General features: G+C 69.6%; 5 protein-coding genes. 4 read left to right on the forward strand and 1 reads right to left on the reverse strand.

The window, feature by feature from the left end; all coding sequences use genetic code 11:
- Positions 1–9: 9 nt before the first annotated feature.
- The 4 genes from BS75_RS32830 (at position 10) to BS75_RS32845 (ending at position 15,343) form a co-directional block, all read left to right on the forward strand.
- Positions 10–843 carry a siderophore-interacting protein gene (locus BS75_RS32830; protein WP_034090835.1) on the forward strand — a complete coding sequence of 278 codons (834 nt, stop codon included), beginning with the start codon at positions 10–12 and terminating at the stop codon, positions 841–843.
- A gap of 133 nt (positions 844–976) precedes the next feature.
- A complete protein-coding gene (locus BS75_RS32835) occupies positions 977–13,144 on the forward strand; it encodes a non-ribosomal peptide synthetase (RefSeq protein WP_081982835.1) in 12,168 nt (4,055 codons plus the stop codon).
- Between the two features lie 68 nt (positions 13,145–13,212).
- Positions 13,213–14,511: a cation:proton antiporter gene (locus BS75_RS32840; RefSeq protein WP_034090836.1), complete on the forward strand. Its 1,299-nt coding sequence runs from the start codon at positions 13,213–13,215 to the stop codon at positions 14,509–14,511.
- An 85-nt stretch (positions 14,512–14,596) separates the two neighbouring features.
- Entirely contained in the window at positions 14,597–15,343 is a 747-nt protein-coding gene (locus BS75_RS32845; protein WP_034090837.1) for an aspartyl/asparaginyl beta-hydroxylase domain-containing protein, read from the forward strand.
- Positions 15,344–15,474: 131 nt separating this feature from the next.
- Here BS75_RS32845 and BS75_RS32850 read toward each other — a convergent pair whose 3' ends face one another.
- The gene (locus BS75_RS32850) at positions 15,475–16,458 is read right to left on the reverse strand and encodes a helix-turn-helix transcriptional regulator (RefSeq protein WP_034090838.1); all 984 of its coding nucleotides are present in this window, start codon (positions 16,456–16,458) and stop codon (positions 15,475–15,477) included.
- Positions 16,459–16,582 lie beyond the last annotated feature (124 nt).

Raw genomic sequence — 16,582 nt, forward strand, 5'->3', positions numbered from 1 at the left:
AGCCATTTGATGTCCGACAATCCGAAGCCCAACAGGTCGATGCTGCACCGGGGGCGGGTGCTGCGCGTCGAATGGGTGACCCCCGGCATGGCACGGGTCGTGCTCGGCGGTGAGAGCCTGCAAGGGTTCGCGGCCGGGCAGTACACCGATCACTACGTCAAGTTGATTTTCCCTCTGGAGGAAGTGCAGTACCCCGAGCCGTTCGACATCTCGGCGATTCGCCGGGAGCTTCCCCGGGAGCAGTGGCCCAAGACCCGGACCTACACGGTCCGCGGCTGGGACCCGGAGGCCGTCGAACTGTCCGTGGACTTCGTCCACCACGGTGAAAGCGGTCTGGCCGGCCCCTGGGCCGCGAAGGTCAAGCCCGGGGAGGAGATCTACTTCAGCGGTCCCGGCGGCGGCTACTCGCCCAGTGCAGAGGCCGATTGGCATCTGTTCATCGGGGACGAGAGCGCCCTGCCCGCGATCGGGGCCTCCCTGGAGGCGTTGCCGTCAGGAGCGGTCGCCAAGGCGTTCATCGAGGTCTCCGGTCCGGAAGAGGAACAGGAGATCCGGACACCGGCCGATGCCGACATCAGCTGGCTGCACCGCGGGGAGCGTCAGATCGGCGACGCGCTCCAGGAGGCTGTCTCCGCGTCGGACTTCCCGGCCGGAACGGTGCATGCCTTCGTCCACGGTGAGGCGCACTTCGTGAAGGCGCTGCGGCATCACCTGCGGATAGAGCGCGGGCTGGCAAGCGATCAGCTGTCCATTTCCGGCTACTGGCGACGCGGGGCGGACGAAGACGGCTGGCAGTCCTCGAAGTCCGAGTGGAACCGTGACGTGGCGGACCCGCCGGCGTAGGTCCTTTCCATGACGTCGGTGGCCTCGTCCGACTCTTCGCGGGCGGCGAGGTCACCGAGGATCCAGTGCACGTTCCCTTTGCCCGGCCGACCGGAAGTCGCGCGACCCCAATACCGAGAGAGAGTAATTGGCAATGCGTGCTGCAGATGCTGTTGTTTTTGCCGAGGACCGGCCGTTCGAGTCGAGCGCGGCGTTGATCGGCGGTTCGGTGCAGGCGGCTTTTGCGGCTCAGGTGCTGCGGTCCCCGGATGCGGTGGCGGTGCGGTGTGCCGGGCGGGAGTTGTCGTACCGGGAGTTGGACGAGCGGGCGAACCGGTTGGCGCACCGGCTGCTGGGTCTGGGGGTGGGGTCGGAGGCGCCGGTGGCGGTGCTGATGGAGCGCTCGGTGGACCTGGTGGTGTCGCTGCTGGCGGTGCTGAAGGCCGGGGCGTTCTACCTGCCCCTGCACAGTGGCTCTCCGCTGGAGCGGATGCAGTGGATCGTGGACGAGACCTCCGCGCCGGTGCTGCTGGCCGACCGGGCGATGCGTGGCCGTGGCCTGCCTGCTGCTCCGGTGGTGCTGCTGGTGGACGAGGACGAGGAACTGGCCGGGTGCCCGGTCGGTGACCCGGGCGTGGTGACTCGGCCGGAGCAGCTGGCGTACGTGATGTACACGTCGGGTTCGACCGGGCGTCCCAAGGGGGTGGCGGTCACCCACCGGGACGTGCTGGAGCTGGTCGTGGACAGCATGTTCGAGCCGGGCGCGCACGAGCGGGTGCTGATGGTCATTCCCTACGCGTTCGATCCCTCGATCTATGGCTTGTGGGTGCCGCTGCTGCACGGCGGGCGGACGGTCATCACGCCGGAGGGCGATCTGAGCGTGGCGACGCTGACCCGGCTGATCGCTGACGAGGCGATCACCGCCCTGGACGTCTCCGCAGGTCTGTTCCAGGTGATGGCGGAGGAGGACCCGGGCTGTTTCGCGGGTGTGCGGGAGGTGATCACGGGTGGTGACGTGGTCTCGCCCACCGCGGTGCGGCGGGTGCTGGAGCACTGCCCGGACATCGTGGTGCGCAGCGCGTACGGTCCCACCGAGACCACGCTGTACGCGACGCAGCAGCCGTGGACCTGCGGCAGCGAGGTGCCGGCGCCGCTGCCGATCGGGAGTCCGCTGGACGGGAAGCGGGCCTATGTCCTCGATGAGGACCTGTCGCTGGTCCCGGCAGGCGTGGCCGGGGAGCTGTATCTGGCGGGTGCGGGGCTGGCCCGGGGGTACTTCGGGCGCCCGGACCTGACGGCGGAGCGGTTCGTGGCCGACCCCTTCGGCCCGGTCGGCAGCCGGATGTACCGCACCGGCGACCTGACCCGCTGGTCGAGCGAGGGCTTGCTGGAGTTCTTGGGCCGGGTCGATGACCAGGTGCAGATCCGCGGGTTCCGGATCGAGCTGGGCGAGATCGAGGCGGTACTGGGCCGTTTTCCGGAGCTGTCACAGGTCATGGTCATCGCTCGGGAGGACCAGCCGGGTGACAAGCGTCTGGTGGCCTATGTGGTCGCGGAGTCGGGCCATGGCAGCGGGGTGGATGTCGGGGCGCTGCGGGTGCAGGCGGCCGGGCTGTTGCCGGAGTACATGGTGCCCTCGGTGTTCGTGGTGCTGGACCGGCTTCCGCTGACCACCAACGGGAAGCTGGACCGGCGGGCGCTGCCTGCTCCCGAGCTGCCGGCGGCCGGGGCGGGGCGTGGTCCTCGGTCCCTGCGGGAGGAGGTCCTGTGCGCGCTGTTCGCGGACGTCCTGGGCGTGCCTTCGGTCGGTATCGACGACCACTTCTTCGAGCTGGGGGGGCACTCCCTCCTGGCCACCCGGCTGGCCGGCCGGATACGTTCGGTGCTGGGGGCCGAGGTGGCGGTGCGGACCCTGTTCGAGGCGCCCACGGTCGCCGCCCTCGCCGACCGGGTCGCGGAGGCGGGTTCGGCCAGGCCCGCGCTGACCGCGATGGCACGCCCGGAGCGGATCCCGCTGTCCCCGGCCCAGAACCGGCTGTGGTTCCTCGACAAGCTCGAAGAGACGAGCGCCACCTACAACCTTCCCCTCGCCGTGCGTCTGTCGGGGCAACTGGACCGGGCCGCGCTGGAGGCCGCGCTCGAAGACGTGGTGGACCGGCATGAGAGCCTCCGTACCGTCTTTCCCGAGGATGCCCAGGGGGTGCCGTTCCAGCAGATCCTGCCGGCGGCTCGGGCGATGCAGGACTTCGAGGTGGTGCAGACCGACGAGGCCGCCCTGCCCGCGGAGATCTCGGCTCTCGCCGGGGAACGCTTCGATCTGGCGGTGGACTCGCCGGTCCGCTTCCGGCTGTTCGCCCTGTCGGAGACCGAGCACGTCCTGTTCCTGCTCATGCATCACATCGCCTGCGACGGATGGTCGCTGGCTCCGCTGACCCGTGACATCAGCCTTGCCTATGCGGCACGGTGCACGGGGGCGGAGCCGTCGTGGTCGGTGCCGCCGGTGCAGTACGCGGACTACACGCTGTGGCAGCGTGAGGTCCTCGGTGCGGAAGCGGACCCCGACTCCCTGGTGAGCGAGCAGCTGGCCTTCTGGACCCGGGCCCTGGACGGCATCCCGGACCAGCTCGAGCTGCCCTTCGACCACTCCCGGCCGAAGGCGTCCAGCTATCGCGGCGACTCGGTCTTCTTCGAGCTGGACGCAGAGCTGCACCAACGCCTGATCAGTCTGGGCCGCACCCATCAGGCCAGTCTGTTCATGGTGGTGCAGGCTGCCTTCGCCGCATTGCTCTCCCGGCTGGGCGCGGGGCACGACATTCCGGTGGGCACCCCCATTGCCAACCGGACTGACGAGGCGATGGGCGACCTGGTCGGATTCTTCGTGAACACCCTGGTGATCCGGACCGACACCGCCGGCGATCCCTCCTTCCGGCAGTTGCTGGCTCGGGTACGAGAGGTGTCCCTGGAGGCCTTCGCCCACCAGGACGTCCCCTTCGAGTACGTGGTGAACGAGCTCAACCCGGAGCGCTCCACTGCTCAGCACCCCCTCTTCCAGGTGCTGCTGGCCATGCAGAACAACACCTCCGCCTGGCTGGACCTTCCGGGCCTGACCTCGGAGGTGAGTCTGGGTGACACCGACGTTGCCAAGTTCGATCTCACCCTTGAACTCTTCGAGCAGCACGCGGAGGACGGCGCCCCCGTCGGCATCAGCGGACGGTTGGGCTATGCCCTCGATCTGTTCACCGCGGATACCGCACAACGGATCGCGGCCGGTTTCAACAGACTGCTCGCCGAGGTCGCGGTGGAGCCGGACCTGCCGCTGAGCCGGATCGGCCTCCTCTCTGCGGAGGAGCACCGACAGCTCGTCATCGAGTGGAATGACACGACGGCGCCGTATCCCGACAACACCACCGTGCACCAGCTGTTCCAGGACCAGGCCGCCAGAACTCCCGACGCGACAGCGGTGTTCTGCGGCGAGGAGGCGTTGACCTACCGCGAGCTCGACCTGCGGGCGAACCAGCTCGCCCATCACCTGATCGACCGGGGGGTGCAGGCGGAGCAGTTGATTCCCATCTGTGTCGAGCGGGGAATCGACGCGGTCGTCGCCGTCCTGGGCGTGCTGAAGGCAGGCGCTGCCTATGTGCCGCTCAACCACGAGTACCCCGTGCATCAGCTGGAGTTCATGGTGGCCGATGTGGAGGCGTCGCTGGTCATCACCCATGCCCACCTCCAGGGCCGGCTGGGAGCGATCACCGCCGAGCGAGTGCTGATCGACCGGGACTGGCACGAGATCGCCACCCGGCCGCACACGGACCCAGCCGTGCCGGTCCGCCCGGACAGCCTGTTCCACGTCATCTACACCTCCGGCTCCACCGGTACTCCGAAGGGCGTCATGATCGAGCACCGCTCGATCTGTCGGCTGGTCGACAGCGACGTGTTCGCCGGCATCGGGCCCGGCCACGTGGTCGCCCATCCTTCGAACTTCGCCTGGGACGCCTTCACCTTCGAATGCTGGCCCGCGCTGACGTCCGGAGCTGCCATGGCAGTGATGGACAAGAAGATCCTTCTTGACGCCGTTGAGCTCAAGGCTGCTCTGCGCCGCTGCGGAGTGACGATGATGTGGCTCACGGCGCCGCTGCTCCGCCAGCACCTGCTGGACTGCCCCGACCTCCTTGCCGACGTTCAGTACGTGTTCTACGGCGGCGAGGCCATCGAGCGGTCGGTGGTGGACCAGCTGGTGGCCGGGCCATGGGCCCCCGAGCACCTGATTCACGGGTACGGCCCGACCGAGGCGACGGTGTTCACCTCGTGCTACCGGGTGGATCGGAGCACCCCCCGGTCCGGGCAGATCCCCATCGGTCGACCGCTGACGAACACCGAGGTGTTCGTCATGGACGAGAACGGCGCCCTGCTGCCCCCAGGGGTGCCCGGTGAACTGTGGGTCGGCGGCCCCGGCGTGGCCCGGGGCTACTGGAACCGCCCGGCGCTGACCGAGGAGCGGTTCATCAAGCACCCGTTCTCGCCTGATCCTCAGGCACGGGTGTACCGCACCGGTGACGTGGTGCGGTGGCGGGCGGATGGGCTGCTGGAGTTCGTGGGCCGGGTCGACGACCAGGTGAAGATCCGCGGGTTCCGGATCGAGCTGGGTGAGATCGAGGCGGTGCTGGGTCGTTTCCCGGGGCTGTCGCAGGTGGCGGCCGTGGTACGGGAGGACCAGCCGGGTGACAAGCGCCTGGTGGGCTACGTGGTCGCGGAGTCGGGCCACGGCAGCGGGGTGGATGTCGGGGCCCTGCGTGCGCAGGCGGCCGGTCTGCTGCCGGAGTACATGGTGCCCTCGGCGTTCGTGGTGCTGGACCGGCTTCCGCTGACCACCAACGGGAAGCTGGACCGGCGGGCACTGCCCGCTCCCGAGCTGCCGGCGGCCGGGGCGGGGCGTGGTCCTCGGTCCCTGCGGGAGGAGGTCCTGTGCGCGCTGTTCGCGGACGTCCTGGGCGTGCCTTCGGTCGGCATCGACGACCACTTCTTCGAGCTGGGGGGTCACTCCCTCCTGGCCACCCGGCTGGCCAGCCGGATACGTTCGGTACTGGGGGCCGAGGTGGCGGTGCGGACCCTGTTCGAGGCGCCCACGGTCGCCGCCCTCGCCGACCGGGTCGCGGAAGCGGCTTCGGCCAGGCCCGCACTGACCGCGATGGCACGCCCGGAGCGGATCCCGCTGTCCCCGGCCCAGAACCGGCTGTGGTTCCTCGACAAGCTCGAAGAGACGAGCGCCACCTACAACGCTCCGGTGGCCTTCCGGCTCGTCGGGCAGCTGAACGCCGATGTGCTGGAGCAGGCATTGGGCGACGTGGTGGCACGGCACGAGAGCCTGCGGACGGTGTTCCAGGAGGTGGACGGGGGAGCGGTCCAGGTGGTCCTGGACAAGGAAGCCGCCGGCGTGGAACTGCATCGGGTCACCTGTGGCGCGGACGAGTTGGACGCGGTGCTGCGGGAGGCCGGCCAGTACGTGTTCGACCTGTCGGCCGGGCTTCCGCTGCGGGCGACGTTGTTCACCGTCGAACCCGATGAGCAGGTCCTGCTGCTGCTCATGCACCACATCGCCAGTGACGGCGGATCGATGGGGCCGCTGGGGCGCGATCTGGAGGTCGCATTCCGGGCCCGGCTCCAGGGGCTCGAACCGTCGTGGCCGGCGCTGCCGGTGCAGTACGCGGACTACACCCTGTGGCAGCGTGAGCTCCTCGGCGCGGAGGAGGACCCCGACTCCCTGGTGAGTGAGCAACTGGCCTTCTGGACCCGGGCCCTGGACGGAATCCCGGACCAGCTCGATCTGCCCTTCGACCGCCCCCGGCCGAAGGCGGCCAGCTACCGCGGTGACTCGGTCTTCTTCGAGCTGGACGCAGAACTGCACCGCGGGATGGCTGAGCTGGCACATTCGACCGGCGCCACCACGTTCATGGTGGCGCAGGCAGCACTGGCGGTGGCGCTGACCAAGATGGGCGCGGGGACGGACATCCCGATCGGAACCCCGGTCGCAGGACGCGCCGACGAGGCACTGGACGACCTCATCGGCTTCTTCGTCAACACCCTGGTCCTGCGGACGGACACCTCGGGGAATCCGACGTTCCTGGAACTGCTGGCGCAGGTCCGGGAGGCTGACCTGGCCGCGTACTCCCACCAGGACGTGCCGTTCGAGCGGCTGGTCGAGGCGGTCAACCCCCAGCGCTCACTGGCCCGCCACCCGTTGTTCCAGGTCCTGCTCAACCTTCAGGCCGGCGAGGGCAATGCCCTGGACCTGCCCGGCCTGACAGCCCAGGAGATCGTCGGGAAGCAGCAGACGGCGAAGTTCGACCTGTCGCTGAACTTCCTGATGCAGTACACCGATCAAGGTCTTCCCGGGCCCGTGCGGGCATATGTCACGTACGCCGCAGACCTGTTCGACCGGGAGACCGTGGAGCGGCTGTTCGCCCGCCTCGTACGTGTCCTGGAATCCGTTGCTGCTGATCCGGCACGGACGATCAGTCAAATCGACGTGATCGATGCGCACGAGCGGGTGCGGTTGTTGGAGTCGTGGGCTGGGGTGGTGCCTGGTGGGGGGCTGGGTGCGGGTTCGGTGCAGGCGGCTTTCGCGGCTCAGGTGCTGCGGTCCCCGGACGCGGTGGCGGTGCGGTGCGCGGGGCGGGAGTTGTCGTACCGGGAGTTGGACGAGCGGGCGAACCGGCTGGCGCACCGGCTGCTGGGTCTGGGGGTGGGTGCCGAGGCGCCGGTGGCGGTGCTGATGGAGCGCTCGGTGGACCTGGTGGCGGCGCTGCTGGCGGTGCTGAAGGCCGGGGCGTTCTACCTCCCCCTGCACAGCGGCTCTCCGCTGGAGCGGATGCAGTGGATCCTCGACGAGACCCGCGCACCGGTCCTGCTGGCCGACACCGCCATGCGCGACCGCGGCCTGCCCACCGCCGACACCGTGCTGCTGGTCGACGACGACGAGCAACCGACCGGCCTGCCGGCCACCGACCCCGGGGTGGCGACCCGGCCGGAGCAGCTCGCCTATGTGATGTACACCTCGGGTTCGACGGGGCGTCCCAAGGGGGTCGCGGTGACCCACCGCGACATCCTGGAGCTGGTGGCGGACACGATGTTCGGGCCCGGTGCGCGCGAGCGGGTGCTGCTGCTGGCCTCCTACGCGTTCGACCCCTCGACCTACGCCCTCTGGGTGCCGCTGCTGCACGGCGGACGGACCGTCATCACACCGCAGGGCGAGCTGGGCGTCGCGGAACTGGCCCGGCTGATCGTCCAGGAGGGCATCACCGGCCTGGACATCACCGCCGGCCTGTTCCGGGTCCTGGCCGAGGAGGACCCCGGCTGCCTCGCCGGCGTCCGGGAAGTGATCACCGGCGGCGACCTGATCTCCCCCACCGCCGTGCGCCGGGTCCTGGAACACTGCCCGGAAACTGTCGTGCGCTGCGCCTACGGCCCCACCGAGACCACCCTGTTCGCCACCCAGCACCCCTGGACCGCGACCGACACCGTACCGGCGCCGATACCCGTCGGACGCCCGCTGGACGGCATGCGCGCCTACATCCTGGACGACACCCTCTCACTGCTGCCCCCCGGCGTCGCCGGAGAGCTGTACCTGGCCGGCGCGGGGCTGGCCCGCGGCTACTTCGGGCGCCCGGACCTGACGGCGGAGCGCTTCGTGGCCGATGCCTTCGGCCCGGCCGGCGGCCGGATGTACCGCACCGGCGACCTCGCCCGCTGGTCCGGCACAGGACTGCTGGAGTTCGTGGGCCGCGCCGACGACCAGGTCAAGATCCGCGGGTTCCGCATCGAACTCGGCGAGATCGAGGCCGTACTGGGCCGCTACCCCGGCCTGTCCCAGGTCGCGGTCGCCGCCCGCGAGGACCACCCCGGCGACAAGCGCCTCGTCGCCTACCTCGTCGCCCAGACCGGCAACCACACCCCGGACACCGTGGACACCGAGGCGCTGCGCGCGCACACCGCCGGCCTGCTGCCCGAGTACATGGTCCCCACCGCCTTCCTGGTCCTGGACCGGCTCCCGCTGACCGCCAACGGCAAGGTCGACCACAAGGCCCTGCCCGCCCCCGACCAGCCCACCGCCGGCACCGGACGCACCCCACGAACCCCCCAGGAGGAAACCCTCTGCCGACTGTTCGCCGAAACCCTCGCCGTACCCGCCGTCGGCATCGACGACAACTTCTTCGAACTCGGCGGCCACTCCCTCCTCGCCACCCGCCTCATCAGCCGCATCCGCACCACCCTGAACACCGAACTCCCAGTACGCACCCTCTTCGAAACCCCCACCATCGCCACCCTCACCGACCGGATCACCGAAGCGGGTTCAGCCAGGGCCGCGTTGACCGCGATGGAGCGTCCGGCACGGATTCCGCTGTCGCCGGCGCAGAACCGGCTGTGGTTCCTGAACAAGCTGGAGGGGGCGAATGCCACGTACAACGTCCCGGTGGCGTTCCGGATCACCGGGCACCTGGACGCGGATGTTCTCGAACAGGCATTGAACGATGTGGTGGTACGGCACGAGAGTCTGCGGACGGTCTTCCAGGAGATCGACGGAAGCTCGGCCCAGGTAGCGCTGGGAACCGACGCCGTCGATGTGAGGCTGCGCCAGGTCACCTGTCCAGTAGGTGAGTTGCACACAGCACTGCGCGATGCGGGACAGTACGTGTTCGACCTGGCCGCCGAGCTGCCGCTCCGGACGACGCTGTTCACCGTCGGCCCGGACGAGCACGTCCTGCTGCTGCTGGTGCACCACATCGCGAGCGACGGCGCCTCCATGGGTCCGCTCGGACGTGACCTGGAGACCGCGTTCCGCGCCCGGCTCCAGGGGCAGGCGCCGACGTGGTCCGCGCTCCCGGTGCAGTACGCCGACTACACCCTGTGGCTGCACGAACTCCTCGGCGCGGAGGAGGACCCCAGCTCCCTGGTGAACGGCCAGCTGGACTTCTGGAAGCGGGCCCTGGACGGGATTCCGGACCAGCTCGATCTGCCTTTCGACCGGCCTCGGCCGAAGGTGGCCGGCTACTGCGGTGACACCGTGCCGATCAGGATCGACGCCGAGCTGCACCGTGCGCTGCTCGGCCTGGCCCAGGAGACCAACACCACGCTGTTCATGGTGCTCCAGGCCGCACTCGCCACTCTGCTGAGCCGGCTGGGCGCGGGCTCGGACATCCCCCTGGGAACCCCGGTCGCCGGACGCACCGACGAAGCACTCGACGACCTCGTCGGCTTCTTCGTCAACACCCTGGTCCTGCGGAACGACACCTCCGGCAACCCGACCTTCCGGGAACTGCTCGCCCGGACCCGGGAGACCGACCTGGCCGCCTACTCCCACCAGGACGTACCCTTCGAACGACTGGTGGAGGCGATCAACCCCCAGCGGTCGTTGGCCCGCCACCCCTTGTTCCAGGTCATCTTCGGCGTGGAGGCCGCCGGCGACGGTGCGCTGAACCTGCCCGGGCTGACCGTGGCTCAGGAACCGGTCCCGTTCGAGTTCAGCAGGTTCGACCTGGGCTTCAACTTCACCGAGCAGTACGGGATCGACAGCCGTCCGGCCGGAATCGGCGGCCTGCTGCACTACAGCACGGACCTGTTCGACCAGGAGAGCGTCGAAGCCCTGGTGACCCGGATGGTGCGGGTGGTGGAAGCGGCGGTCGCGGATCCGGACCGCCCGCTCGGCCGGATCGAGATCCTTTCCGCGCAGGAGCAACGGCAGGTTCTGGGGGAGTGGAACGACACCGGGGCCGAGCTCGCGGACGCGACCCTTCCCGTGCTCTTCCAGTCGCAGGTTGCCCTGACACCCGAGCGCCCGGCAGTCCTGGCCTCGGACGCCGATCTGAGCTACGGCGAGCTGAACGAGCGGGCCAACCGCCTGGCCCACCACCTGATCGCACACGGGGTCGGCCCCGAGCAGTTCGTCGCTCTCGCTCTGCCGCGCACCGCGCAGACCCTGGTGGCGCTGCTCGCCGTGCTCAAGGCGGGTGCTGCCTACATGCCCGTCGACCCCACGTACCCGGCGGACCGGATCGCCTACCTGCTGCAGGACGCCGATCCGGCGCTCGTCCTCACCGTCGAGGAGACCGAGGGAATGTTCCAGGGCGGCTCCCGGACTCCGCGCCTGGTCCTGGACGCTCCCGAGGTCGTCGCCGCCCTGGAGGGCCGGCCCGCCACCGACCCGACCGACCGTGATCGGTGCAGCGTCCTGCAACCGCTGCACCCGGCGTACGTCATCTACACCTCGGGCTCCACCGGCCGTCCCAAGGGCGTTGTGGTCACCCATGCCAACGTGGCCAACCTGGTCGCCTGGGCGCGTGCCGAGTTCGGTGCCGAACCTCTGGCTCATGTCCTGTTCACCACGTCGCTCAACTTCGACGTCTCCGTGTTCGAGATGTTCGGACCGCTGCTGACCGGCGGTCGCATCGAGGTGCTTCGTGATCTGCTGGCCCTGGGCGACCGGAGCGCTGACCAGGGTTCTGGGGTCCTGGTCAGTGGAGTTCCGTCCGCGCTTGCCCGGATCGTGTCCCAGGGCGATGTCCGCACCAGGGCGGAGACCGTGGTGTTCTGCGGCGAGGCACTGACTTCCCAGGCTGCCGCCGTGGTCAAGGACGAGCTCCGGGCCGACCGCGTGTACAACATCTACGGCCCGACCGAGGCCACGGTGTACGCCACGGTGTGGTCCACGGATGCCCCCCTCACGGAGGCGCCGTCGATCGGCCGCCCGCTGCGCAACACGCAGACCTACGTCCTGGACGGCAATCTGCAGCCGGTTCCGGCCGGGGTGGCCGGGGAGCTGTATCTGGCGGGTGCCGGGTTGGCCCGGGGGTACTTCGGACGTCCGGACCTGACGGCGGAGCGGTTCGTGGCCAATCCGTTCGGTCCGGCCGGGAGCCGGATGTACCGCACCGGCGACCTGGCCCGCTGGTCGGGTGAGGGGCTGCTGGAGTACCTGGGCCGGGTCGACGACCAGGTGAAGATCCGCGGCTTCCGCATCGAACTCGGTGAGATCGAAGCGGTACTGGGCCGCTTCCCGGGGCTGGCGCAGGTGGCGGTGGTGGCCCGGGAGGACCAGCCGGGCGACAAGCGCCTGGTGGGCTATGTGGTCGCCGAGGCCGGGAGCGACGGGGTGGACACCGAGGCCCTGCGCACCCGTGCGGCCGGTCTGCTGCCGGAGTACATGGTGCCCTCCGCATTCGTGGAGCTGGAGCGGCTGCCGTTGACCGCCAACGGCAAGCTGAACCGGCGGGCCCTGCCCGCGCCCCGGTACGAGGCGGACCTGGCCGGCCGGGGTCCGCGGACCCCGAGGGAGGAGATCCTGTGCGGGCTGTTCGCGGAGGTCCTGGGCGTGCCCGCGGTCGGAATCGACGACAACTTCTTCGAGTTGGGCGGCCACTCCCTGCTGGCAGTCCAACTGATCGGTCGCATCCGGGATGTCCTCGGCGACACGCTCGCCATTCGCGCGCTCTTCGCCGCGCCCACCGCTGCCACTCTGGCCGAACAGCTGGGACACTCCTCGGCCGGAGAGGAGTTCGAGGTGCTCCTGCCGATCAAGGACCATGGCGGCAGCTCGGCGACGTTCTGCGTCCACCCGGTGAGCGGTATCGGCTGGTGCTATTCGCCACTGGCTGGAATCGCCTCCCCGGGAGACTCCGTATATGCCCTCCAGGCGCGGGGCATGGACGGTGGGGAGGCACTTCCGGATTCGATACGGGAGATGGCGGCGGACTATGTCCGGCAGATTCGTGCGGTAAGGGAATCGGGTCCGTACCGCCTGCTGGGCTGGTCCTTCGGCGGCGTCGTCGCCCATGAGATGGCCGTCCAGCTGAGGGCTCAGGGCGAGCAGGTGGAGACCCTCGCACTGCTGGACTCCTACCCCGCACACGAGACCGGGGCGCCGCTCCCCATCGCCGAGGAGGAGGTGGTGGCGGGCCTGGCCGAGTTCTTCGGGGTGCAGGCCGAGGACGGCTCGGAGGCACTCACGATGACAGGGATGGTGGCGGCGCTGCACCGCGACCGAAGCCTGTTCGCCGAACTCGCCGAGCGGCACCTCGCGGACATCGCCGCGATATACCGGAACAATCACCGGATCATGACGGAGCACATTCCCGGAGAATTCGACGGCGACGTCAAGTTCTACGAGGCGGAACACGGAAAGCCCGCCGACGTGCCCGCTGCGACCGTCTGGAACGAGTACGTGTCGGGCCGGCTCGAAGTCGCGCGCATCGCCTGCAGCCATGCGGAGATGGCCCGACCGGACTCGCTGGCCGAGATATGGCAGGACATCGCCCGGACGGGTGGGCGATAGGCATTCACGGGCGATTCCCGCTGCGGATCGCCGACCTGCTCGACAACTCACAGAAAGGTGTTCCGCCGATGACGACCGAGCTCGCGATCGATCTGCCCGCCGTGTCCTCGACCTCCCGTCTCTTCCTGGTGCTTTCCCTGATCATGGTCTGCTGCCATGTCGCGGGCCGCCTCTGCCGGCGGCTGGGGCAGCCCCCGGTGATCGGCGAGATCCTGACCGGCATAGCGCTGGGCCCTTCACTGCTGGGAGCCGTCTGGCCTTCGGGGCAACGGTGGCTCTTCTCCGCGGAACTGCTGCCCGTGATCAACGCACTGGCCCAGGTCGGCCTGGTCTTCTTCATGTTCCTGGTCGGGTACGAGTTGAACCTGGGGCAGGTGCGTAGCCGCGGCAAGGCTGCGGCGCTGGTCAGCAACGTGAGCGTGGCCGTGCCCATGATCGGCGGGATTCTCCTCGCGCTCGTGATGTACGGACGGTTCGCCGACCCCCGGATCGGGTTCCCGGCGTTCGCGCTCTTCATCGCCCTGTCCATGAGCATCACGGCGTTCCCGGTGCTCGCCCGGATCCTGACGGACCGGAAGATGGACCGCACCCCCATAGGATCACTCGCCCTCACCTGCGCAGCCGTCGACGACATCACCGCCTGGTGCCTGCTCGCGCTGGCGACAGCGCTGGGACGGCACACCTCCGCGACCGCAGTGCTCACCACCGTCGCCCTGACCGCCGTGTTCATCTCCGTGATGATGTACGGACTGCGCCCCCTGCTGGCCCGGCTGGCCGAGCGTCAGCCGGATCGGCCGGGCGGCGGAACGGCCTTCCTGCTCGTGCTCCTCGCCGGGATCCTGCTGGCGTCGTTCGCCACCGACTGGATCGGTATCCACCCGATGTTCGGGGCTTTCCTGTTCGGCGCCGTCGTTCCGCGCGGTGCCGCACAGACGGCAGCCATGGAACAGGTGCGGGGCGTCACCGTGGTGCTGCTGCTGCCGCTGTTCTTCGTCTACTCCGGCCTGCAGACCGACTTCCGGCTGATCGGTGCGGATCCTGCCCTGTGGGGCTGGTGCGCCCTCATCACCGCCGTCGCGATCGTCACCAAATGGGCCGGGAGCACTGGTGCGGCCCGGCTGACCGGGCTCGGTTGGCAGGAGTCGCTCTCGCTCGGCGCGCTGATGAACTGCCGGGGGCTGACCGAGCTCGTGGTGCTCGGCGTCGGACTGCAGCTGGGGATCATCACGCCCACGGTGTTCGCCATGCTGGTGGTGATGACGCTGGTCACCACGGTGCTGACGGCGCCCGGACTCACCCTGATCGACCGCTGGGCCGCCCAGCTGCGAGCCGCTCCCGTGAAGCAGCGGGAAGTCGTCGCCGAATGACCGCCGTGGTCGCGGACGGGCCCACGCACCTCATCACTCCGCACGAGTACGCCGGGCCGGCAGGCGTGGCCAGAGAGGGCGAGACATGACCCCCGAAATAGATCAGATCTTCCAGGCGGTGAAGGACCGGCACGGAGCCGGCTCCATCGCCCGCGTCGAGGAGATGGTGTACGCCAGGCGGCAGGAGCGCCATCCGCTGCAGCAGGACGCCAAGTGGATCATGCCGGGGATCTCCCGGACGCCCTGGCACGATCCCTACGGGCACCCCGAGATCGAACCCGTGGTCCGCGCCTTCGAAGCCGGACACGGCGCCGTCAAGCAGGAGCTCGGGGACGCGTGGTCCGATCGCAAGAGCGCCTTCTCCGACTACGAGCACTATCTGAGCCGCCAGGAGAACTGGCAGGCGCTGTACCTCTTCCGCGACGGCGGGCCGGTCGAGTCCTCGGCCGCTCTGGTGCCCACCGCGTACAGCATCCTCACTCGCGAGGTCATCGAGCAGGGCAAGCTCTGCCCTCTCCTGGAGAGCCACTTCTCGACGCTGCTTCCCGGCGCCTCGATCGCCCCGCACTGCGACCTGTGGAACTTCAGCATCAATCTGCACCTCGCGGTCGACATCCCCGAGGGGTGCGGCATCACGGTGGCCGGCGAGACCCGGCACTGGAAGGAGGGCGAGTGCCTGCTCTTCGACTACTCCTTCGTTCACGAGGCTTGGAACAACGGCACCAGGCCGCGCACCTGTCTCCTCGTCGACCTGTGGCACCCGGAGACGACCGTCGCCGAGCGTGAGGCCCTCGTCGGCCTCATCACCGAGATCCGCAAGCTGATGGGCTGATGGGCTGAGGGCGCGGGGGCTCGCCGGCTCCCTGCCGTGCGGCAGGGGACCGTGTCCCTGCTGCGGGGCGCCCCGCGGCAGGCAGGACCTGGCCGAGCCGCCGTACCCGTTGCGCTTCTCCCCGAGGACGGCTACACCCACCCCTCGCGGGCGGCCAGCACGCCGGCCTCGAACCGGCTGTGCGCCTGCAGCCGGGTCATCAGATCGGCGGCGAGCCGGCGGACCGTGCGCACGGAGACGGCGAGGTGGCGGGCGGCGACCTCGTCGGTGCAGCCCTCGGCGAGCAGTCGCAGCAGTTCGCGCTCCTGGGGGCCGAGGCCGCGGTGGTCCTTCGGCAGCGGCAGGCCCCAGGCGGTGCCGTTCTTCCACACCTCTTCGAAGAGCATCACCAGAGCCGCGACGGCGCCCGGGCTGTGCAGGACCAGAGCGCCCTTGAGGGCGTTGCCCGGTTCCAGGGGGACGACCGCGACCTTGCGGTCCACGATGATCATGCGCATGGGCAGGACGGGGACGGTGCGGGTCTCACTGCCGAGCGCGGCGAGCCAGCGGACGTAGCCGGTGGTCGCCGCGTCGTTGCGCAGGCTGTCCTGGTAGATCGAGCGGACGGACACGCCGCGCTCCAGGGCCAACTGGTCGGGCCCCTTGGCCGCGGACATGTCCTCGGGGCGCTGGGCACCGCCGAGGACGAAGGACAGGCACTCCTCCTTGGTGTTCCCGGCCAGTTCCTCCAGGCGGTCGCGGACCGCGTCGATGCCGTCGAGGCATTCGGCGACCTCGGGCAGGAATTCCCGGCGTGAGCCGCCGTACTCGGCGGCCAGCACGGCTATGGAGTCCTTGGCCTCCTCCAGCTGCCTCTGGTGCCGGGTCAGGGAAGCGCTCTGGCGTGCGTGCAGGGCACTGAGGCTCACCCCCGGATCGACCGGGCGGAGGTTGTCCGACCCCGGCCCGGTGGGGCGCAGCAGGTAGAGGCGGGCCAACTGGTCCAGGGCGGCGCGGACCGCGCTCTCGGTGAGTCCCGAGCGGCTGCACAGCTCCTCGATCCCCTGCTGGGGGGAGTCCAGGAGCGAGCGGTAGACGACTTCGGCAGCAGGTTCCAGGCCGAGGGCTTCCAACATGCCTTCACCTCTTTCGTGGCTGGTGCGGAGACAGCGGGGATCAGGCGTCTGCGACGTCCTGTGATCCTGTGCGGTCGTAGCTGTCCAGCGAGGAGTGAGCCGGCGGTTCCGGGGCTGCGAGGAC

This window comes from Streptacidiphilus albus JL83, from assembly GCF_000744705.1.
In the GTDB taxonomy this organism is placed as follows: Bacteria; Actinomycetota; Actinomycetes; order Streptomycetales; family Streptomycetaceae; genus Streptacidiphilus; species Streptacidiphilus albus.